At 48.5% G+C, this 21511-nt stretch carries 20 protein-coding genes and 1 pseudogene; 10 read left to right on the top strand and 11 right to left on the bottom strand.

Going from position 1 to position 21511, the window contains the following annotated elements; translation table 11 throughout:
- Window position 1: 1 nt before the first annotated feature.
- From ACKU41_RS09010 to ACKU41_RS08985, 6 genes and pseudogenes are all read left to right on the top strand, one after another.
- A complete protein-coding gene (locus ACKU41_RS09010; protein WP_319776795.1) occupies window positions 2–319 on the top strand; it encodes an XRE family transcriptional regulator in 318 nt (105 codons plus the stop codon).
- Window positions 320–1501 (top strand): NAD(P)/FAD-dependent oxidoreductase, encoded by a 1182-nt coding sequence (locus ACKU41_RS09005; protein WP_319776794.1) that lies wholly within the window; start codon window positions 320–322, stop codon window positions 1499–1501.
- 342 nt (window positions 1502–1843) lie between these two features.
- Window positions 1844–2389, top strand: coding sequence for a hypothetical protein (locus tag ACKU41_RS09000; RefSeq protein ID WP_321405101.1), 546 nt, complete (start codon window positions 1844–1846; stop codon window positions 2387–2389).
- Window positions 2379–3236: a substrate-binding domain-containing protein gene (locus ACKU41_RS08995; RefSeq protein ID WP_321405100.1), complete on the top strand. Its 858-nt coding sequence runs from the start codon at window positions 2379–2381 to the stop codon at window positions 3234–3236. Before ACKU41_RS09000 ends, ACKU41_RS08995 begins: the two co-directional genes overlap by 11 nt.
- Window positions 3229–3444: pseudogene (locus ACKU41_RS08990) on the top strand (4Fe-4S ferredoxin); the annotation flags it as partial. The gene ACKU41_RS08995 and the pseudogene ACKU41_RS08990, both read left to right, overlap by 8 nt.
- A 21-nt stretch (window positions 3445–3465) precedes the next feature.
- A complete protein-coding gene (locus ACKU41_RS08985; RefSeq protein WP_321405099.1) occupies window positions 3466–3969 on the top strand; it encodes a 4Fe-4S binding protein in 504 nt (167 codons plus the stop codon).
- A 141-nt stretch (window positions 3970–4110) separates the two neighbouring features.
- Here the strand turns inward: ACKU41_RS08985 and ACKU41_RS08980 are convergent, their stop codons facing one another.
- The 8 genes from ACKU41_RS08980 to ACKU41_RS08945 all read right to left on the bottom strand — a co-directional run bounded on the left by ACKU41_RS08980 (window position 4111) and on the right by ACKU41_RS08945 (window position 11362).
- Window positions 4111–4479 (bottom strand): response regulator, encoded by a 369-nt coding sequence (locus tag ACKU41_RS08980; RefSeq protein WP_321405098.1) that lies wholly within the window; start codon window positions 4477–4479, stop codon window positions 4111–4113.
- Window positions 4480–4601: 122 nt separating this feature from the next.
- Window positions 4602–5432 carry an FAD/NAD(P)-binding protein gene (locus tag ACKU41_RS08975; RefSeq protein ID WP_319776787.1) on the bottom strand — a complete coding sequence of 277 codons (831 nt, stop codon included), beginning with the start codon at window positions 5430–5432 and terminating at the stop codon, window positions 4602–4604.
- Window positions 5425–6483 carry a 4Fe-4S dicluster domain-containing protein gene (locus tag ACKU41_RS08970; RefSeq protein WP_321405097.1) on the bottom strand — a complete coding sequence of 353 codons (1059 nt, stop codon included), beginning with the start codon at window positions 6481–6483 and terminating at the stop codon, window positions 5425–5427. The genes ACKU41_RS08975 and ACKU41_RS08970 overlap by 8 nt, the downstream gene beginning before the upstream one ends.
- Window positions 6484–6485: 2 nt before the next feature.
- Window positions 6486–7445, bottom strand: a complete 960-nt coding sequence (locus ACKU41_RS08965) for a 4Fe-4S dicluster domain-containing protein (RefSeq protein WP_321405096.1) — start codon at window positions 7443–7445, stop codon at window positions 6486–6488.
- 30 nt (window positions 7446–7475) lie between these two features.
- The gene (locus ACKU41_RS08960; RefSeq protein WP_319776784.1) at window positions 7476–7940 is read right to left on the bottom strand and encodes a hydrogenase iron-sulfur subunit; all 465 of its coding nucleotides are present in this window, start codon (window positions 7938–7940) and stop codon (window positions 7476–7478) included.
- The gene (locus ACKU41_RS08955) at window positions 7928–9886 is read right to left on the bottom strand and encodes a CoB--CoM heterodisulfide reductase iron-sulfur subunit A family protein (protein ID WP_321405095.1); all 1959 of its coding nucleotides are present in this window, start codon (window positions 9884–9886) and stop codon (window positions 7928–7930) included. Before ACKU41_RS08955 ends, ACKU41_RS08960 begins: the two co-directional genes overlap by 13 nt.
- A gap of 28 nt (window positions 9887–9914) precedes the next feature.
- Entirely contained in the window at window positions 9915–10805 is an 891-nt protein-coding gene (locus ACKU41_RS08950; RefSeq protein WP_321405094.1) for a CoB--CoM heterodisulfide reductase iron-sulfur subunit B family protein, read from the bottom strand.
- Entirely contained in the window at window positions 10802–11362 is a 561-nt protein-coding gene (locus ACKU41_RS08945; RefSeq protein ID WP_321405093.1) for a 4Fe-4S dicluster domain-containing protein, read from the bottom strand. Before ACKU41_RS08945 ends, ACKU41_RS08950 begins: the two co-directional genes overlap by 4 nt.
- A gap of 538 nt (window positions 11363–11900) precedes the next feature.
- On the opposite strand from ACKU41_RS08945, the gene ACKU41_RS08940 reads away from it, so the two are divergent.
- Both ACKU41_RS08940 and ACKU41_RS08935 read left to right on the top strand, forming a co-directional pair.
- Complete coding sequence (locus ACKU41_RS08940; RefSeq protein ID WP_321405092.1) at window positions 11901–12380, top strand: cytochrome c family protein; 480 nt, start codon at window positions 11901–11903, stop codon at window positions 12378–12380.
- Between the two features lie 9 nt (window positions 12381–12389).
- The gene (locus ACKU41_RS08935; RefSeq protein ID WP_321405091.1) at window positions 12390–14393 is read left to right on the top strand and encodes a methyl-accepting chemotaxis protein; all 2004 of its coding nucleotides are present in this window, start codon (window positions 12390–12392) and stop codon (window positions 14391–14393) included.
- Window positions 14394–14564: 171 nt separating this feature from the next.
- Here ACKU41_RS08935 and ACKU41_RS08930 read toward each other — a convergent pair whose 3' ends face one another.
- From ACKU41_RS08930 to ACKU41_RS08920, 3 genes are all read right to left on the bottom strand, one after another.
- Window positions 14565–14984: a hypothetical protein gene (locus ACKU41_RS08930; protein ID WP_319776776.1), complete on the bottom strand. Its 420-nt coding sequence runs from the start codon at window positions 14982–14984 to the stop codon at window positions 14565–14567.
- Window positions 14985–15053: 69 nt separating this feature from the next.
- The gene (locus ACKU41_RS08925; RefSeq protein WP_321405090.1) at window positions 15054–16127 is read right to left on the bottom strand and encodes an OmpA family protein; all 1074 of its coding nucleotides are present in this window, start codon (window positions 16125–16127) and stop codon (window positions 15054–15056) included.
- A gap of 117 nt (window positions 16128–16244) precedes the next feature.
- Window positions 16245–17564 (bottom strand): L-serine ammonia-lyase, iron-sulfur-dependent, subunit alpha, encoded by a 1320-nt coding sequence (locus tag ACKU41_RS08920; protein ID WP_321405089.1) that lies wholly within the window; start codon window positions 17562–17564, stop codon window positions 16245–16247.
- 452 nt (window positions 17565–18016) lie between these two features.
- Here ACKU41_RS08920 and rfaD point away from each other — a divergent pair, with 452 nt between their 5' ends.
- Together rfaD and ACKU41_RS08910 are read left to right on the top strand one after the other, a co-directional pair.
- A complete protein-coding gene (gene rfaD, locus ACKU41_RS08915) occupies window positions 18017–18994 on the top strand; it encodes an ADP-glyceromanno-heptose 6-epimerase (RefSeq protein ID WP_321405088.1) in 978 nt (325 codons plus the stop codon).
- 24 nt (window positions 18995–19018) lie between these two features.
- Complete coding sequence (locus ACKU41_RS08910; protein WP_321405087.1) at window positions 19019–21328, top strand: LPS assembly protein LptD; 2310 nt, start codon at window positions 19019–19021, stop codon at window positions 21326–21328.
- The last annotated feature ends 183 nt before the right edge of the window (window positions 21329–21511 follow it).

Genomic DNA, 21511 nt, shown 5'->3' with positions numbered 1-21511 from the left:
CATGGCAAGAACTCTTAAAGATATCGTAAATGAAATGCCCAAGGAGCGGCAGGAGAAGATTCAGACTCGCACCGATGAGCTAATCTTGGAAGTAACCCTGCAACAGTTGCGTAAGAAGCTCGGAATATCTCAGACCGATCTTGCGGAAATTCTCAAGGTTACGCAGGCATCTGTGTCCAAGCAGGAGCGCCAGAGCGACATGCAGATTAGTACGCTCTGCCAGATAATCCGCGCCATGGGCGGGACTTTGAAAGTTACGGCCTCCATCCCCGGCAAAGGGGAGTTTGAGTTGAAGCAGTTTGAGGAGTGTGGGCAGTAAGTGAGCAATACCTCTACAAATTATGATGTAATCATCCTCGGCGCTGGCGCGTCCGGGCTTTATTGTGCCATGCATGCTGCCGCGCGCGGACGCAGGGTTCTGGTGCTGGACCATTCAGGTAAGGCTGGGCGCAAGATCCGTGTTGCCGGGGGCGGTAAGTGTAACTTCACCAATATGGATGTTGCTGCTGACAATTATATTTCCAGAAATCAGCACTTCGTAAAATCAGCGTTAGCGCGTCACAACCAGTGGGATTTTATTTCCTTTGTTGCCGAGGCCGGGATTGAATATGAAGAGCGCGAAGATGGACAGCTGTTCACCATTGAAGGTGCCGGGTTGATTGCCGGGCTGCTGGTTTCCAAATGCCACCGAGCCGGTGTGGAAATTTTGCTGGATCGGCAGATTGAAGAGGTTAGCGGTGAAGGCCCATTTGCCGTGCGCAGCGGATCGCAGGTTTTTGAGGCCGGGTCTTTAGTTGTGGCTCTGGGGTCCCCGGCATGGCCTCAGGTGGGAGCTTCAGCTTTTGGGTACAAGCTTGCGGAACAGTACGGCCTGAAAGTACTTCCGGTTCGTCCTTCTCTGGTTCCCTTTACCGTTGGCGGTCGGGATGGGAAGTTCTGCAAGGAACTCAGCGGCAATGCCCTCCCTGTGGAAATCAGTTGTGAGAAGCGTGTTTTTGCGGGGGATATGCTTTTTACCCACAAAGGTATTTCCGGTCCGGCAGTGCTGCAGATTTCCAATTACTGGCGGCGCGGATCGGCATTGATCATCAATTTGTTGCCTGCCCATGATATTTCAGAGCTGCTTGAGGCAAGCCGCGCCGAAAATGTTGCTCTTCGGAATTTTCTGGCTCGTTATTTTACCCGCAAGATGGTCGGCCTGTTGCTTGAAGGACAGGACGGAGAAACTCCGGTCAGTCAATTGACCAAGGAACGCAGGTCTGCTCTTGCGGAGCGCATCCACTCATGGATGGTTAAACCGCAGGGAACAGAGGGGCTTGCCAAGGCCGAGGTTGTTGCGGGGGGCGTCGATACAGCTGAAATCTCGTCTAAGACAATGGAAGCCAAGAAGGTTCCCGGTCTCTATTTTATCGGAGAGGTACTGGATGTGACCGGATGGCTTGGCGGATACAATCTGCAATGGGCCTGGTCGTCTGGTTTTGCCGCGGCTCAGTTTGTATGATGTTGTCTTTTTGTAATAAGAAGAGTGCGAAGCTGGTAAATTTTCAATTGTATCACAAGAGATATATGTAGTAGCTCGCTTAAGATGTATATTGATACGTATTTTAAAGAATAGATGTTAGCGTTTTAAAAAACTGTAGTATTGATTAGTGGTACCGCGGTTTATTTTGTGAATAGCATTCAAAGATAAATCTATTCGCTTAAGGTATGATATTGTGTTTATCTATGAGAAATTGTTTTAGTTATTAGTATTAAGGTTTGGACATAATTGTTTTGTCTGGGATATCAGGAAGAGCACTACTCTGTAGTTGTTTGTAATTAATATCCTGAGGACCTTGCCCATATGTCTTTTTCTGAATTGGAATCATCCAAAGAAGCGTGTCTCCCTTTCCATCCCTGCGTGAATGAAGAAGCCCACGGTAAAGTTGCTCGTATTCATATTCCCATTGCACCGCTTTGTAATATTCAGTGCGCCTATAGTCGGCGTGTTTTTGATGCCGTTCCCGGACTCCAGGCCGGTCCGGGCTCAACCAGTGAAATTCTTTCCGTGGATGAAACAGTAACAGAGGCTGAGAATTTTCTTACGGAATGGGGTGATGATTCCATTATCGGTATTACCGTTAAGATTAATATGGTCTTTGTCCCCCATATCAATGGAGCGCAGGCTGAGGCTATTGCGGAACAGGCCGCAAGCTTCGGTGTAGCTATAATCAATCCTGTTCCTTTATTGCCGAGGGGAGAACTCCGTTCTTCTCTAAAACCGGATATCAACTATATGAAAAATTTGCGGGAAGTCTGTTCCGGCCATTTGCCTGTATTTACCAAATGTAAGCAGTACAGTGCTGATGCCAAAGGTATTCCCGGTAAGGAGGTGTCATTTGCAGGATAAGAATGGTGGTATTAACCGACGGACATTTTTAAAAGGAAGTGCCGCTTTGGCAACGCTGGCGGTTCCTGGAGCAGCCGGTGCGTCATCCAAGGAGGACGGAGTCCGTTCACTTGAGGTCTGGTCCTGTGGTGGCTTGGCGGAAGCATTTATCCCCGCTAACGAAGCTTGGGAAAAACAAAATGGTGTTCCGATTGCCTACACCGGCGCATTTGCAGGAGCTTTGGGGAAATCTTTGCTAGGCAGTGCTCAGACGGAAGTGTTTGCTCCTCGGGTTTTGAATCTGGCGAAGAAACTAAAGGAACAGGGAAAGATGTTGTCCTACAGGCCGCTCTGTTTCACCAAATATGTACTGATTACCCCTAAGGGGAATCCGGCCGGAATCAGGTCTATTGAGGATCTTAAGCGTTCAGGGGTTAAAACCATGTTTTCACCTGATTCCTCCCCTCCGGGCGGAGCTGCGGTGACGGGACTGCTTAAGAAGAGTGGAGTCCTGAATGAAGCAACTGCCAATGCGATTAGGATGGGCTCATGTGTTCAGCATGATGTTGCAGACGTTGCTGCCGGAAAATGTGATGCGTCAGTTGTAGAACTGCGTATAACCAGACTCCCTCGGTATAAGGATGCCTTTGAAATTTTTGATATTCCGGAAGAGTTTTTCCCGGCCCCTCCGATTCCATTTACTATCGGAGTCATGAAGTGGGCCAAGGATAAGCGTGTTGCTGAAAAGTTTGTAGAATTTATTTGTTCTGAAACAGGACAGGCCTGTTTTGAGCGAGCCGGATTCATTCCTGCCTTGTCTGAAGAAGGGCGCAGGCTGGCAAAAAAATACGGAGTGAACGATGGCTAATATTCAATGGGTACGAAGACTCATCCAAGCTGGGGGACTCTATTTTCTTGGAATTTTTTCATACTACGGAATTTTTCGTTGTCCTTTTGCTGTCCCATATGTGAGTTGCGAAAATTGTCCCGTAATACAATGTCCCGGTCGCAAAATTTGGTTGACCGCTTGGCTCGGAATACTGTTTTCTGCCTTGATTTTCGGAAAATCATTCTGCTCACACGCATGCCCGGGAGGGATGCTTTCTGAACTGTTGGGACGTTTTGCCTGTCTTAAGGTCCGGATAAAGGGAGCTCTGGAGAAAAGGTTGTCATACTTCAGGTACGGCGTGCTGGTGCTCTCCATGTATATGCTTTGGGGTATGAATAATCCGAGATGGGCAGTCCCCATTCGCACAGGTGAATTCATTAAATCAACAGCTCTTACCTTTGAACATGCTTCGGGTTTGTGGTTAACCAGAACTGCTTTGGTGGTCGCGTTTTTGGCTTTAGGATTGCTTATCCCCCATTTCTGGTGCCGTTTTGTCTGCCCTACCGGGGCGTTGCTTGAGCCGTTTCGTAAAATTGCGTTCTTTGGTTACAGTATGGATGAAAGTTGTACCAATTGCGGTAAATGTGACCGTCATTGTGATTTGGAAACACGTCCTGCTGAGCACAACTGTACCAACTGCGGTTCCTGTAAGTCTGTGTGTCCTGAAGAATCCATTGACCTTAGGAAGAATTCTTTGTTTTTAAAAAAATAGAGAAGGTGAGCTTCATACGGGTATCAACACAGCCTCCCTTTATGTCGAATTGCATTCGACAAAAGGGAGGTTTTCTTATGCAGCACAATGTTTATTTGTGTGTGGTGTATAAGGTTTATATATTCAATGGAAGTATAGGGGCTAACTGGTGGCCTCTTCAATCACGCTCAGTAGAGTATTAAAATCGAAGGGCTTGCACACATAATATTTTATACCGGCCTGTTTGAATTGATCGAATGATTCAGAGTAGCAGTGCCCGGTCATGGCTATTATGGGCGTTTTGGATTTTTCACCGAAAACGAATTCATCGCGGATTCTGCTGATGGCTTCATAGCCATCCATTTCCGGCATCTGGATATCCATAAGAATGCAGTCGAATTCGGATTCATGCAGCTTATCAAGCGCTTCAAGCCCGTTGCAGGCAGTCGTTACAGAGTGACCCTGCTTTTCGAGCAACCGCGAAGCTGATAGAGTATTTATTTTTTCGTCATCAACAAGAAGAATTTTCATGGTGCCATAGTACTAAGAAAGAACCTTTCCTGTAAAGATAAACCCAATATAAAACCCCGCCTTTATAACAAGAGCGGGGTTTATTTTTGTAATTTGGTTCCAGTCCGCACGGACCGGGAGGATTACATTTCGTTAGGCAGCTGCTTGAGTTGTTCGTATGTGTAAACAGGACCGTCCTGACATACGTAGCTGGTGCCGATGTTGCAGCGACCGCAGATGCCGATGCCGCATTTCATGCGTTTTTCAAGGGTGGTGATGATCTGGTCATCCTTGAAGCCGAGCTTGGCAAGAGCCTGCACGGTGAATTTGATCATGATCGGCGGACCGCAGGTGACAGCGAATGCATTCTTGGACGGTGGTTTGATGTCCAGCAGCACGTTGGGGATCAGGCCCACGTTGTGCTCCCAGCCCTCGTATTCCGCATCAATGGTCAGATGGGTGTCGAGGTCGTCGCGTTCAAGCCATTCGGGCAGTTCATACTGGTACGCCATGTCTACGGGGCTTCTGGCGCCGTAAAGCAGGGTGATTTTGCCGTAATCTTTGCGGTTATCCAGCATGTAGTAGAGCAGGGTGCGCAGGGGAGCCATACCGATACCACCGCCGACAAAGACAATATCTTTGCCCTTCATGGCTTCGTAAGGGAAATGGTTGCCCAGTGGTGCGCGTACGCCGATCTGGTCACCTGCACTCAGAGTGTGCAGCTTTTCAGTTACTTCCCCGGTACGCATTACACTGAACTGCAGGTAATCCATGCGGGTGGGGGAGGAGTTGATTACGAAAGTGGATTCACCGATACCGAAGGCGGACAGCTGCCCTACCTGACCTGGCTCAAAGGTGAAGTTCTTTTTTGTTTCCGGATTGTTGAGTGTCACCCGGAAGGTCATGATATTGGGAGTTTCCTGAATGACCTCCTGAATGGTGGCCATTGCAGGAAGATAAGGATTGCTAGTCATTTGCCTTCTCCTTTGCTTCGTATGCAATAGCGTTCAGGACGATTTCACGGATATCCACCCCTACGGGGCAGCTCTTGATACAGCGTCCGCAACCGCAGCAGGAGATAACTCCGTCATGCAGGTCAGGGTAGTAGCTGAACTTGTGCCCGACCCTGTTTCTAAGGCGGTGGGCCTTTGTGGGACGGGGGTTATGTCCGCTGGCTTCAAGTGTGAACTGGTTTGACATGCAGTTGTCCCAGCTTCTGATGCGTTCACCTTTGATTCCGTCGGACTCGTCAGTGATGTTGAAGCAGTAGCAGGTGGGGCAGAGATAGGTGCATGCGCCGCAGCTCAGGCATTTGGCAGACTGTGCTTCCCAGAAGTCCATGTCGTCGAATGCTTCGAGAAGCTTAGCCGGAGCCTTGGAAAGGTCCTGTGCTTCGCTCATGGACTGTTCGGCGTCAGTGCGGAACTTGTCAGCTTCTGCCTGTTTGGAACCGCCGTCTTCCAGCAGGGAGCTGGAAAGCAGTGTTTCTCCGCGATCACTGACTGCTTCAAGGAAGTAGCCGCCGTCCACGGGGACCATGAGCACGTCGGAACCGGTAGGATCGGACGGACCGGAGTTTACCCAGTTACAGAAGCAGGTATTTTCGCCTTTTTCACACGCAAGGGTGATGAAGAAGGTGTTTTCCCTGCGGGCTTTGTAATATACGTCCACGTGTTTACCGTTCAGGTAAACACGGTCGAACATGGTGAATCCGCGGGCGTCACAGGGACGGCTGCCGAAAACAACCCATGATGAATCGGGAATGGTTTCCTTCACATCAAGAGCAACTTTCTCGGGATTCTCAAGATCTTTGATATGGCTGAATTCAACCAGAGTTTCACTCTGGGGGAAGCAGGCCTTTTTGGGAGGGGCCGTTGCTTCACGCTCGATGTTGAATCCTTTCTTGGAGTCGTAGGGTTTGAAGACAATGGAATCGCCTTCGTTCCTGGGAGCGAGAACTTCGTGTTTCTGCCCCAGTTCTTCCAGCCATGCCGATACCTTGTCGGATTTGATGAATTTTGCCATGGCTACCACTCCTTCTCCTTGATTGTCGGTTCATCAATTTTGAAGGTCTGAAGCGGAGGGGTTGCCTCAGGATCAAGACCGGCTTCATAGTTGAAGACTTCCTTGATTTCCTTGTTGAACTTCTTCTTGAAGAGCAGGATGGGAATGTCTACCGGGCAGGCCCGCTGGCATTCACCGCACTCGGTGCAGCGACCGGTGAGGTGGTAGGCATGGATGACCTGAAACATCCATTTGTCACGGACGTGAGCTTCCTGGCTCAGCCAGTGCGGATCGCGGGACTGGGCTACGCAATGGTCGCGGCAGACACACATGGGACATGCGTTGCGGCAGGCGTAGCAGCGGATGCAGCGGTCCATCTCGCCAAGCCAGAACGCGAATTTTTCTTCGGTGGACTTGGCTTCGAATTCTTCGAGGTCTTTGTAGCCGTCTTCAAAAGAAGCGGTTGCTTTGATCTCTTCACCTACAAACTGGTCGGAGAGCACTGCGTTGGGATAGCGGCAGGTCTGGCATTTGTCAGCGAGTACATCTGCCATGGACAGCTTGAGTTCTTTGCCTGCTACTGTCAGTTTCACTTCCGTGTCATTCACTTCGCAGGCTTCAACCTGTCCTACCTCACCTGCAGCGCGGCGGATTTTGGTCTGGTCTACAACACCGTTGCAACCGAAACCGAAGATAGTCACATCTTCGCGTTTGATGAGGTTTTCCTGCAGCAGTTCTACAACGGAACGGCTGTCGCAGCCTTTGACCACGATACCGACCTTTTTGCCTTTCAGGGAAGGCAGGTAGGTGGCAAGGTTGTGAACGCAGAGTGCGTCCACTTTTAATTTATCTACATCTGCTTCACTGCGCATGAAGTGCGGAGTGGCATGCAGAGGATCGAAACTGTCTGTCCAGCCGATGACCACATCAAGCTCAGACAGTCCGTCCTTGATTTGCTTTTTAAGATCTTCCAGATTTTTCACTCTGTTTCTCCTTGGATGGAAAAGTCCCGGTTAGAGGGAGGCTTCCATCAATTTGAGTGTCTCCTCAGCATCCGGGCCTTCGATTTTGCGGGCCGGGCCGAGTTTGTGAATCTGTTCGGTGAACTTGGTCACAACTTCCTGCCAGCGTTGGCCTTCTGATGCGGAAACCCAGGTGTAGTCGAAACGCTCAGGTTCGATTCCCAGCATGGGGATGAACCTTTTGAGCATTTCCAGCCTGCGGCGGGCATAGAAGTTACCTTCGGCATAGTGGCAGTCATTTGGGTGACAACCGGACACGAGCACTCCGTCCGCGCCGGACATGAGTGTTTTCACAATAAACAGAGGATCAATCCTGCCTGAACAGGGAACCTTGATGATTCTCAGGTCTGTCGGCTGGGTGAATCTTCCTACACCTGCAGTATCAGCACCACCGTAGGAGCACCAGTTGCAGAGAAAACCGACGATTCTGAGTTCTTTACCTTCTAGAACCGGCATACTGCGTTAACCTCCGCAAGAATCTGATTGTCAGTGAAGTGCTGGAGCTGGATTGCACCCTGAGGACAGGTTGATGTGCAGATACCGCAGCCCTGACAAATTGTTTCAATCACCTCAGCTTTGGGCTGCCCGCGGAAGTCTACTTCTTTGATAGCTCCGAAGGGGCATGTGCTGATGCATTTGCCGCAACCGATGCAGCGTTTGATATCAACTACAGAAACCGCGGGGTCACTTTCCAGCTGGTCCTTGGAGAACATGGCCAGAACCTTTGCCGCTGCAGCACTACCTTGTGCAACAGAGGAAGGAATGTCTTTGGGACCCTGACATGAACCGGCGAGGAAAACACCGGCGGTGTTGGTTTCAACTGGCTTGAGTTTGGGGTGTCCTTCCATGAAGAAACCGTAGGCATCGTAGGATATACGCAGTTTCTTGGCCAGATCGGAAGCTCCGTGCGCAGCTTCAGCACCGACGGCGAGGACTACGAGATCCGCGTCTACTTCGACCTGTTCACCCATGAGGGTGTCGGCACCGCGGACAACAAGTTTGTCGCCTTTGGGGTAAACCATGGATACGCGGCCGCGGATGTACCTTGCTTCGTATTCTTCCTGCGCCCTGCGGGTGAATTCGTCGAACATTTTACCCGGTGAACGGATGTCCATATAGAATACGTAGGACTGTGAATCAGGGCAGTGGTCCTTGGTCAGAATGGCCTGCTTTGCGGTGTACATGCAGCAGAATCCTGAGCAGTAGGGACGCCCGATGGATTTATCACGGGAACCTACGCACTGGATGAAGACCACGTTCTTGGGTTCCTTTCCGTCGGAAGGACGCTTGATGTGACCTTCGGTGGGGCCGGAAGCTGAGAGCATGCGCTCGTACTGCAGGGAGGTGATTACGTCGGGGTACTGACCTCCGCCGTATTCGCCGTATACGGTCCAGTCCACGAGGTCGAAACCGGTGGCTGCAACAACTGCGCCCACTTCTTCGACTACGAATTCATCCACCTGATCGTAAACGATGGCTTCAGAAGGGCAGACCTTGGCGCAGACGCCGCATTTATCACGTTTGATCTTCATGCAGAAGTTGGGATCAATAACCGCTTTCTTGGGGATAGCCTGCGGAAAGGGGATGTTGATTGCGGTGGTTTTACCCAGTTCTTCGTCAAAGGGGTTATCGGCCTTTTTGCTGGGGCATTTTTCCATGCAGATACCGCAACCGGTGCATTTGTCCCAATCAACGTAAGTGGCTTTTCTTTTGACCTTGACGGAGAAGTTACCGACATATCCGTTTACTTCTTCAATTTCACTGCAGGCGTAAAGGGTGATGTTGGGATGCTGGGCAACGTCAACCATGCGGGGGCCGAGGATACAACTGGAGCAGTCCACTGTGGGGAAAGTCTTATCCAGTTTGGCCATTTTGCCGCCGATGGATGATGTTTTTTCAACAAGGATAACTTCGAGTCCGCCGTCAGCGCAGTCGAGAGCTGCCTGAATACCGGCAACACCTCCGCCCACAATCATAACCCGTTTGTTCATGTCAAAGAATTTGGCATTAAGGGGTTTGTCGTTAAGCAGTTTGGCTGCAGCCATGCGTACAAGGTCAGTTGCCTTGTTGGTGTTGGCTTCGCGGTCACGGCCGATCCAGGAAACGTGTTCCCTGATGTTGGCCATCTCGAAGAGGTAGCGGTTCAGTCCGGCTCTTTCGAGGGTTTTGCGGAAGGTGGGTTCGTGCATTCTGGGTGTGCAGGATGCTACGACCACACCGTCGAGTTTGTGTTCCTTGATGGCTTCTATGATCTCGTCCTGTCCGGGTTCGGAGCAGGCGTACATTGTATCTGTTGCGAAAACAACACCGGGGAATTCCCGTGCAGCTGCGGCAACGGCAGCAGTGTCCACGGTACCTTCGATGTTTGTCCCGCAATGGCAGACAAAGACTCCTATTTTCATTTAAGTCTTCTCCTTAGCAGGGTTTCCGCTATTTTTTCTCTTCTTTGCCGATGGCATTGAGTGCGTTACGGGGGCTCACACAGAGCTTGTCCATTCCCACTTCCTTTTCACTCATGCCCAGAGCAATACCCATGAGCTGGGTGTAGTAGAAAATGGGCAGGTTGTGCCTTGCCTCTGTGGCGGAGTTGATCTGGGTCTGACGCAGATCGAGGTTCATCTGGCACAGGGGGCAGGCGGTGACCAGTGCGTCCACACCGAGGTCGTCCGCTGCGTCAAGCAGCTTGCCGGACAGTCTCATGACCACATCCTTGCGGGGAATACCGAAGGATGCACCGCAGCACTCTACCTTTAAAGGAAAGGGCAGCACAGTGGCGCCCATGGCTTTCATGATGTTGTCCATGGCCATGGGGTGTTCCGGGTCGTCAAATTTCATCACTTCCGGGGGACGGTTCATGATGCAGCCGTAATATGCGGCAATTTTCAGTCCCTTGAGCGGTTTGACGGTGCTTGCTTTCAGCGCGTCGAGCCCCAAGTCTTCAACGAGGATCTGAAGCACGGATTTGGTGGAAACCCCTCCGTTGTAGGGATTGTCCAGCAGCTTGTTGACCTTTTCGCGCATCTCGTCTTTTTCCATACGATGCTCTGCGCTTTTGAGGTTGGTCAGGCAGCTGGGACAGGGGGTTATCGCTGTGTCCAGATTCATTTTCTCCACCAACTGCAGGTTGCGGGCTGAAAGAGCACTGGACAGGGTATGATCCACTGTGTGTGCCGGGGTGGAACCGCAGCAACTCCAGTCGGGGATGTCAGTGAGCCTGATCCCCAGTTTTTCGCAGACCGCCCGGGTGGACATGTCATATTCCATGGATGTTCCGGTTCCGGAGCATCCGGGATAATAGGCGTATGTTAAGGAATCACTCATTTGCGGGACTCCTCTTCGAATCTTTTGAAGATTTTCTTGATTTCATCCTTACCCTGAATTTCGTGGGGTTTGAAATGCATTTTGCCCTTGGGCAGTACTTTCGGTCCCAAATCAATGTCGGTCCAGAATCTGCCTGTTTTGGCAACATAAGCCGCAAGGAGACCTACTTCGAATACTCTTCCGTTTTTCTCGACGGAATCGAGGAAGCTGTCCCAGAATTTTTTGACCGTTGGCACGGGAGCATAGCCTTCCCGACGGGCCATGTGGCGCAGCACATCCATGATGTGGGCCACGTCAATGTTGTTGGGGCACCTTGTGGTGCAGGATTCACAGGTAGCGCATAGCCAGAGGGACTTGCACTTGAGCACGGTATCTTTTTGCCCTGCCTGAACGAGACGCATGATTCTGCTTACAGGGATGTCGTACGCGAAAGTGTACGGACATCCGGCGGTACAGTTACCGCACTGGTAGCAAAGGGACATGTTCTGCCCGCTTTCCTTTTCTACCTGCTTAACAAAATCGGCATCGTAAGACTTAGTAATGTTAACTATTCCCATAAATGAGTAGCCGCCTTCCCGCTTTAAAAGTCCGGTGGAGCAGACCTTTAGTTTTTCGTAGATTGGCTTAAAGATTATTGACAGAGTATGGATTCTTAAGAGGAAGTATTCTGCCAGAAGTTCTATGTATACTGCAAGTGATAATAACGTGTTTCAGCATGGTTTATTAATTTCGCGGCGGTATAATCATGACTTCGGGGGAATTGTTTCAGAACATGTCCCTTTTCATTAAGCTGTTGCGCTAAAGGAGATATGTATTTTGTTCTATGTTGTGTTCGGTGGTTAATGTTCTTCGGGTATATTTAGAATACTTAGAATGTTGCTTGTGTTATTTTTCATTGAACTGAATTCTAGGATTGTTTATCGTTAAAGTATTTAGGTTGCAGGTGTGTCATATTTTATTGCGAAGTGTGTCGTTTTTGTGAATTTGTACTTCACTTCCATATAGAAACGGGATACTTACTTGTGTGTGTAAATTTTGGAAGGGATGTGGCTTTTTGGGGTAAAAGAAGCTGAATTTCAAAACAACGGGGTGAGTATGAAAGGTAAGGGCGTTGCCGTGCGAATAGGGGTATTTGCTACGGTTTTTGTGGTCTACAGCTGTGCATTGGCCGGATACGGAATCACTGATTCAGCTGTTTACGTAGGGTCGGAGGCATGTGCAGACTGTCATGAGGTGGAATACAACAATTATAAAAAATTTTCTAAAAAAGCCCATTCCAGTAAGAGTGTGAAGATAATGGCTTCCGATCTTGATCCGGACGAGCTTGAGGAGTGTTTTGTCTGCCACACTACCGGCTATGGAAAACCAGGGGGCTTTGTCTCGTTTGAACAGACTCCCAAACTCGCCGATGCCGGCTGTGAAGTTTGTCATGGTCCCGGCTCACTGCACGCTGAAGACGGCGATCCCGAACTGATCAAAAGAAAGATGGGTATCAAAGATTGCGAAGTTTGCCACAATGCTGAAAGAGTAAGCAATTTTAACTTTAAACCGCTGATTTTCGGCGGCGCGCACTAGGGAGTCATAATGAAATTTATTAAGACTTCCCTTGGCAATAAGGTTATGGTTCTGACTTCGCTGCTCACGGCATCGGCTTTTGTTATTCTGTTTCTTGCAAACTCATTCTGGCAGCGTACAACCATGGTGGAAGAGATTGAGCAGAATGCCCACAAATCTTCCGACTTGCTTCAACTTGCCATCCGTGAGCCCATGGCGAAAGGTGATAACAAAGGCACAACTGCAAAGTTCGCTATTGTTTCCAAAAAATATGCTGATGTGGATATTTACCTGACCAACTTTAAAGGTAATATTACTTATTCAACGAATACCGGTGATATCCGCTCAGATATCAAAACAAAGATAAGCGATAAGAAAATAAGCGAACTCGTTCTTAGCAGTCTGAAAAATAACGTCGAAGAGGGACTTCTTTCCGAAATGAACGGTAAAGAAGTCTTTGTCGAGGTGGAAACAATCAAGAACGAGAAAAAATGTTACCACTGCCATGGCAGAAGACAACCGGTGCTAGGGTCTCTGGTCATGGTGCAGGACGTTTCGCAACAGTTTGCAACTTTCCATGAGTCTCAGTTCAAGGGAGCTACCCTTTCTTTCTGCGGCTTTATTGCCCTATTATCTTCTTTGCTGTTCTTTATGCGCAGATCCATCGTGAAACGTATTCAGATTATTTCCGGTGCAACAAGTGATTTTGCACAGGGTAACCTTGATGCAAAATTTGCTGTGAATAGCAGCGACGAGCTTGGCTCCCTTGGGGATCATCTTGGTGAAATGGCTCGCCAGATCAAGGACCAACTTGTCTACAACCGTGGGGTTCTTAATGGTATAACCGTACCTATGATTGTAGCTGACGGTGACAGTAAAATTGATTTTGTTAACGAACCCATGCGCAATATTATAGGTAAAGAGGAATCAGATCTGCTTGGTTCTTCTGTGGGAGATTTTTTTCAGGTTGAAGGTAAGTCCCTGACTGCAGATGCCATTTCTACCGGGGGATGTCCTGAAGGGCTGTTGCGCTTCAATAGGGATGACGGTGTTGAATTCCCCTTGCGTTATCAGGTCTGCCCGCTGTTAAATGCCGAAGAAGAAACAGTAGGCGCCATTGCGGTTATGGTCGATCTGACAGAAGAGGAAGCCAGCCGCAAACATATTGAACAGCAGCAGGAATCCCTGCTTGAGGTTGCCAACGAAGTTACCGAGGTTTCAAGGCTTCTGCTTACCTGTACCACAGAACTTTCCCATCAGATGAATGAACTTACCGCCGGTGTAGATACTACGGCTATGCAGACCGGTCAGGTTGCAACCGCCATGGAAGAAATGAACGCCACCGTGCTCGAAGTTGCACAGAATACCGGGGAAACCGCAGAAGCATCCGACAGGGCCAATGCTGTCGCCCGGGATGGTGGACAGGTGGTCAGCAATACTGTTTCCGAGATTCATGTAGTGACCGAAACCACGGATAAGCTTTCCGAGATGCTCGCTGATCTATCCGAACGGGCGCTCAATATCGGTGAAGTAATGTCTGTCATTAATGATATTGCAGATCAGACTAACCTGCTTGCGCTAAATGCGGCCATTGAAGCGGCCCGTGCCGGTGAGGCAGGACGAGGTTTTGCTGTTGTCGCTGATGAAGTTCGCAAGCTGGCAGAGAAGACTATGGGCGCAACTAATGAAGTTGAAAGCGCCATTTCTCTTATTCAGCAGTCCACCGATAAGGTTGTTTCGGAAATGGGTGGAGTTCGCGGAAGGGTAGAAAATTCCGTGAAGATGGCTGAAGGGGCAGGTGGAGTTCTGGATCAGATTGTCAACGAGTCCGAAACCATTGCTGATATGGTTCGGGCTATTGCGACCGCAGCAGAGCAGCAGACTGCCACCAGTGACGAGATAAATAACAGTGTTACCGAAATCAACAGCCTTTCACATTCTTTGTCGGAAGGTATCCAGAATGCCAATTCCAATATTCAGGAAGTGGCTGAAATGGCCCAGAAGTTGAGCCATCTGGTTGAACGGTTCAAGTAGGACTAGCTAAAAAACAAGTTAAACGGCCCCTCCCGCTTGCTGCAGGAAGGGCCGTTTTTTGTTGTCTCATGCTTCCGGTGAAGGGGAGCTTTTAGGGTAAATGACTCTTCACCGGCCTCTTAAAATTTTGGGTATGCTTTGCAAGTAGCTTGATTAGATGACTTCCAACAGTTAACGCCAGCCCTTGCCGGAGTTGCTGAAAATCTCTGTAATACGGATGTTTTTTACGGGCTTGAATTTGTTGGCCCGTGCTGCTTGAGGAGTTTTTCCGGTGCTTTCATAGATGGTCTCAATATACTTAAGCAGACCAACCGTACCTTTGCTTTTGGCACTGGTTCTTTTTACCTTGCAGGAAATGGTGTCTGGCGAGATGGCATGGTAACGGGCGAGATAGTTTCCGTCTTTTTGCAGGACTATTTCCATGTGGCTGAAGCCCTTGATATGGCTTTTGTTGAGTTTTACTACCCAGCCTATGGCGAAATTTTTGAAAGCAGCCAGCTCGTCAGGAGTGCCGGGCTGGGAGGCCGAAGCAGCTGAACAAAGCAACAGGCAGATAAAAAAAGAGCTTAAAAGTTTGCGAACAGGTTTCATCAGTTACTCCAAAATTAAGAAAAGGGGTGGAAGGATCAATCCTTCCACCCCTTTTAATTAAGTCGACTTTTAGTCTTCTACGTCGATTTCAACGCGGCGGTTAAGCTTGCGTCCTTCTTTAGTCTTGTTGTCATATTTGGGGCTCATTTCGCCGTAACCCTTGACCTGTATGCGTTCAGAAGCAACACCGTTGCCAGCCAGCCAGTCTGCTACAGACTTGGCTCTGCGTTCGGACAGGCCCTGGTTGTATGCTTCGGAGCCGGAAGAGTCGGTATGACCGCCTACGAGAACTTTAAGGTTGGGGAATTCGTCGAGCATAGCAGCGGCTTCAGTAAGAGCCGGAACCATTTCGTCAGTGATCTGGTATTTGTCGAATCCGAAGTTAAAATTACGGAAAACGATTTTTTCCTGAACAGGAACAGCCTGGGGAACCACTACTTCTTCAACTATTTCGACGATGAGCTCTTCTTCTTGAGTATAGAAGACATCCTGTGCGAATTTGTCGAGAACTGCCTTGTCTGCAAGGTCGGTTGCGTCAACATAAACACCACAGGGGGTCAGGCTGGCAAGACGTTTCAGATTTGCCTTACCGCGTGCAGTGTCAGCAACACTGATTACGTGCAGGCAGAAACGGTCACCATATTTTTTTGCCATATCGGAAACTACGAGAGATGGGTTGCGTCCGCTATTGGTAAGACCGTCGGAAACAAAGATCACTGCGAATTTGCCCTGCCAGTTCTTGATTGCGTTATCAAGATCGGAGAAGCCTTCACCCATAGGGGTAGACTGGAAGAAAGGCAGATCGCTGGGAACAGCGCCAAGGTTGCTAGCCATAGCAGCTCTGCTGAAAACTGATTTGGGGCCATATGTTTCGAAGTCGGGCATTGCGTAAAGGGCAGAGTCATAACCCAGCTCGGGAACAACGTTATTCAGTCTTTTAAGTGCGTTAAGTCCGGCAACGATTTTGGGGTTGCCGGTGGATCCGTATGCTTGAGCCATTGATGGGGAAGTATCTACAAAGTAGGCGAAAGCATCAACTTTGGGTTTGAGGACGATTCTGGATTCCGCGCCGGCTATTGAGCCGAAAACCAGAAGAACAGCTAAGGCAACAGTCATAATCAATGAAACTTTTTTCTTGAGCATTATTGAAAGCCTCCATTTAAGTAAGGTTAGCGGTTGTTGATCATTTTTAACTCTACCAAAATTAAGTCATTGGCAGGCCTTAATCAATAGTTTTGTTTTATTTTTATGCCACTTGTTCTAATTTTCTATGTCGGCGAAGTGTTTTTCCAGCATTATTTTTAGAATTGTTCTGTCCGTATCAATCATACCCTGAGTACTGAGAGTTCCGATATTCTGCATGGTCTGCTCGGGAGATGTGCCGATGATACCGTCTGTGGAATGGACATTGACTCCGTGTATGGCGAAAAGTGCAGCCTGCACGGCTGTCCCGGCTGCAGTGGCCAGTTTCAGGGCGCAACCGCATTTGGCTCCGTCGCATATAATTCCGGCAAGGTCTTCTGTCAGATTGGTAATGGCTCCGGCCATCTGGGCCGGGGTTCCTCCCATGAGGTAGGTTATACCGGCAGTGGCTCCTGCTCCGGCAGCGACAGAACAACCGCATACAGCAGAAAGTCTTCCGGTTTGCGCTTTTACGTAGGCAGTGACCAAGTGGCTGAGGGCAATGGCTTCAAGTTTTGTTTTTTCGGTGCAGTCTATAAATTCACTGACAGCATGGATCGGCAGAATGGCGGTCAGTCCGTGGTTACCGGATCCTCCTGAACTCATGGCCGGAAGTTTTATTCCGCCCATACGGGCATCGGATGCGGCGGAAGTGACGATGCGAGCAGAAAGGATCATATCCCGGTTGAGTATTTTCATACGGGCCAGCTTTTCCAGAGTAGCACCGACCCCCAGCCCGGAACCGTGTTTTAATCCGTAGTCGGCAAGGCGCATATTGTATGTGATCCCTGCCTTAAGGAAGGTAAAATCTTCTTCATCAAGATCGTAGAGCATGTCTACAAGGTCGGAAAGAGAGAGACTTTTAATGTATTCTTCAAGTCTGGACATGTCCGCTTTTTGTTCCTGCTGCGTCCTGACCAGAGAAGAATCCTTGACCTGTTCTCCGTCACAGGTCAGTGAAACGATATTATCGTGAACACCTTCAATGATTGCTTCTGTGGATGTTGAGCCGTAGCTGAGCAGGGCACGGACGTATATGCCGTGCCGGTTTTCAAGCAGGTTTACAATTACGGGATTGTTTTCTTTATATTTGCAGGCTTCTTTTGTGCTCTGTTCATCCAGCGGTTCAAGGACTTCCAGACCGAGTTCGGGGTTGCCGTACAGGGCTCCAAGGGCGGCAGCTGTGTCCAGTCCACTTAACCCACCGGTTCCCGGAATGATCACAGCCAGACCGTTTTTATAAATATTCGGGTCAACCCAGACTTCGATTTTATTCGGTTGCTGATCAGGAAGAACCGAGGCAGCGGCGGCTGTGGCCAGAGCAATTGCAACCGGCTCGGTGCAACCCAGAGCCGGGGAAACTTCAAGATGTAAAATTTCTTTGACAGAGTATTTCATAGCGGTCCTAAACATTAAGATATTAAAAGAACATTTTGTCTCGGTGTTGGTGAATATCTAAATAGATATTTTAAATAAAGTCTAGAGAAAATCATAATAAATAGTTCTTATAGATAAATATAGCATGAATAAAATATGAATCAAGATAAAAAAGAACATCTTCACTGTTGGTTTGTATTGTTTGGTTTGTTCTATGTGTGAAAAATGGATTGTTTTTGTTAAGAGTAATATGTTTTCTTTATCTCTGAGTTTTGTTTTATTTTAAAAAAAGACCATTCAGTGCAGTCGTAATGTTGAATAGCTCATTTCGTCTTGGTTTGTATGTAAAATGGCTCTTTTTACTTAATTGTAGTTGAAAAGTGTCAAAAAAATAAGTAACATCCGGCAACTTGTATTATGTGATTAAATTAATAGATGCTTGCATCTGCTTAAAATAGCTGGAGAACTGATTTATGTATATTGTGACTGGCGGCGCTGGATTTATAGGCAGTGCCATGGTCTGGAAGTTAAACCAGATGGGAATTGACGATATCCTTATTGTCGACAACCTTGCCAAAACCGAAAAATGGAAGAATCTGGTCAATCTTCGTTACGAGGATTATGTCCACAGGAATCAGTTCTACAAGCTCATGCTAGAAGGGGACGATCCCTTTGAAACCGATGCCGTAATTCATATGGGAGCCTGTTCCTCCACCACAGAGCAGGATGCGGATTTTCTCATGGAGAATAATTACCGCTATACTCAGATGCTCTGCCGTTTCTGCCTCAACCACAATGTACGTTTTATCAATGCTTCCAGTGCCGCAACTTATGGTGACGGCAAATTCGGGTTTGATGATGGACATGAGGGGATTGACAGACTTCAACCTATGAATATGTACGGCTATTCCAAGCAGCTTTTCGACCTCTGGGCCAAGCGTGGAGGGGTGCTGGATAAATTGGTCAGCCTCAAATTTTTCAATGTATTCGGTCCTAACGAATACCATAAAGATGATATGAAGAGCGTAATCTGCAAGGCTTTTCACCAGATAGGTGAAACCGGGGAGATGAAACTGTTCAAGTCTTACAAACCGGAATTCCCCCATGGCGGACAGAAACGTGACTTTGTTTATATCAAGGATTGCGTTGATGTAATGTGGTGGTTCCTGCAGAATCCGGACGCAAACGGTATCTTCAACATAGGCACCGGTCAGGCCCGCGAGTGGAATGAGCTTGCAAAAGCTGTTTTCGCTGCGATGGATGTAGAGCCTAAGATAAGCTACATCGAGATGCCGGAGACTATCCGCGATAAGTATCAGTATTTTACACAGGCGAATATGGATAAATTGGTTGCTGCCGGATATGACAAACCGTTTACTTCTCTTGAAGACGCGGCCAAAGATTATGTGCAGAATTATCTGGCTCAGGAAGATCCTCACCTCAAGAGCTAGTTGAATATTAAAGGGCAGGTTGTTTTGAAATCAAGGTTCGCCATATTTGTAGTTTTACTTCTCGTCTGTCTGCCGAGCATTTCCTTTGCTCAGGAGCAGGTGACCGTGCCTATGACTGACAACAAGGGCGTGGAGCAGAAGGGTGAGCAGTGGAAGTTTTCTGCCGATAAGCTTGTTGTGGAAAATGACAGCGAATATCTTCAGGCTTATGGGGACGTAACCCTGCGGAGTGGCGACAATTACATCAAGGCTGATTTTGCCCGTTTTTACAAGGCTACCAAATGGATTTACCTGCGTGGTAATGTAAAAGCCCAGATTAAAGGTGACTTTTACGACGCAGCCGAAGCTGAATTCGATCTCAACAACATGGTCGGATGGCTGAAAAAAGGCCGTGTTTTTGTTGCCAAGCCCCACATTTATTTTGAAAGTGAATTCATTGAGAAGCATAACGGAGCCACCTACAGTTTTAAAGATGTTAAAGTGACTGCCTGTGATGGTGAGAATCCTCTCTGGTCCTTTGAGTCCGGCGAGGGCGATATTACCATCAATGGATATGCAAGGCTTTGGCATTCCAAGTTCAATGTGAAGGGTGTGCCGGTCATGTATACTCCGTATATGGAGCTTCCGGTACAGCGTGAGCGCCAGTCCGGTGTGCTGAACCCTGAAGTCGGTAATTCAGACCGTCTGGGTAACAGGATCAACCTGCCGTTCTACTGGGCTATTGACGATGAGATGGACATGACCATCTACACGGAATACCTGTCCAAGCGCGGATTCAGGCCCGGTGTGGAGTTTCGCCATTCCGAGGATGTTAATACCAAGGGTTCATGGCGTGCCGACTGGTTGTACGACAGCAAAAGTTATGATGTTCCCGATCAGGATTACTCATTCGGCGACACCATGATTCGTCCAAACCATAACCGCTGGTGGCTCAGGTCGAAATATAACGGATATCTCGGTAACCCCGACTGGCAGACCATTTTTGATATGGATCTTGTTTCCGACCAGGATTACCTGCGTGAATTCCGTTCCGGCTCTAATGGTTACGATGCAACCCGTAATGATTTTCTTGATGAATTCGGGCGTGACATTGCAACCGCAGACGCCAACGAAAGAACCAGTACCGCTCTCATGGCCAGAAGCTGGGATAAATATTCAATTTCAGCCATGGCCCAGTACACAGAGAATCTGCTTTACCGCAATGGCAACAATCCTTCCGGTGACAACCCGACCCTGCAGACAATGCCGCAGCTTTCGGCTTACGCATTCAAGGATAACTTTTTCGGAACTCCCCTCGAGTGGGAAGGCGAATTTCAGGGAAGCTATTTCTGGCGTGAATACGGCACCACCGGTGGACGTTTTGATGTCAAGCCTTCGTTCAGCATGCCTGTGCGCACCGGCGGAATCACCTTTATTCCCTATGCCGGCGTAAGGGCTACAAATTATCTGGGTACAGATTTTCAGAATTCAACCTCCGAAGGAAGCCACGATTCTACCCAGTTCCGCTTTCTGGCTGATGCCGGAATCAGCGCGGCAACAGATATCTACCGGGTGTTCGATCTGGAGTCTGCTCCAGTTGTAAGCAAGGAAAATGTCGGGCAGTCCGGATGGACCAGAATGAAGCACAACTTTATTCCCCGCCTTGAGTACTCATGGGTGCAGGATGATTCCGCATCACAGGATGAACTGCCATACTATGATTCCCGTGACCGTATTTCCGAGCAGAACGACATAGTCCTTTCATTGACCAACGTATTTGACCGTAACCGTGCAACCGTTGTTGTGGGCAAAGACGGCACTCCGGTGTTGGAAAATGATTATCTTGAATTTTTACGTGTCCGCCTTGAACAGGGCTATGACATTGATGAGGAAAATCGTTCCGTAGAACTTAGTGAATACGAACGGCGTCCCTTCTCGGATTTCATGGCCGAGTTCATTGTCACCCCTTACAACTTTGTGAATCTTACTTCCCGGACATGGATTTCTCCATATCTCGGCGATGTTACCGAACATGAGAATATCCTTAAACTCTTCTACGATGAATATGCGGAATTCTCACTCGGTTATGATTACCTGCGTAAGATCGATGAATATAAGCGGCAGCAGGATTCAGATATGCAGATTGTCAGTTACGGCATGAAGGCCAAGCTGCCGTGGAATCTGCAGGTTGGCGGTAAATTCCGTTCTGACCTTAACTCCGACCGCGATCTTGAAAAGACCGCATCCATCGGCTGGAATCATCAGTGCTTTTTCATGGAATTTGTTGCTTCCAAAACCACTGTTGATGAACGCTACAGTGTTAATTTTAACCTCATCGACATGAGTATGTTCTAATCATAGGGCATATAAAGCACTGTTCACTATACGTGTTAAAAAAGACAGGAGCTTACGTATTATATGTACGCACAGCTCCTGTCTTTTTTTGTTCTCTGCACATGGTTCATCGTAAGCCCTTCTTAGTTATTTACTATATGATGCCTTCTGTCTGAGTAGACGGAGGGGCTTGCTTATTGTAGG

The sequence above is a fragment of the Maridesulfovibrio sp. genome (genome assembly GCF_963678865.1).
Classification (GTDB): domain Bacteria; phylum Desulfobacterota; class Desulfovibrionia; order Desulfovibrionales; family Desulfovibrionaceae; genus Maridesulfovibrio.
The sequence above is the reverse complement of the archived record's forward strand: the minus strand, read 5'-3'. Positions and strand labels throughout refer to the sequence as shown.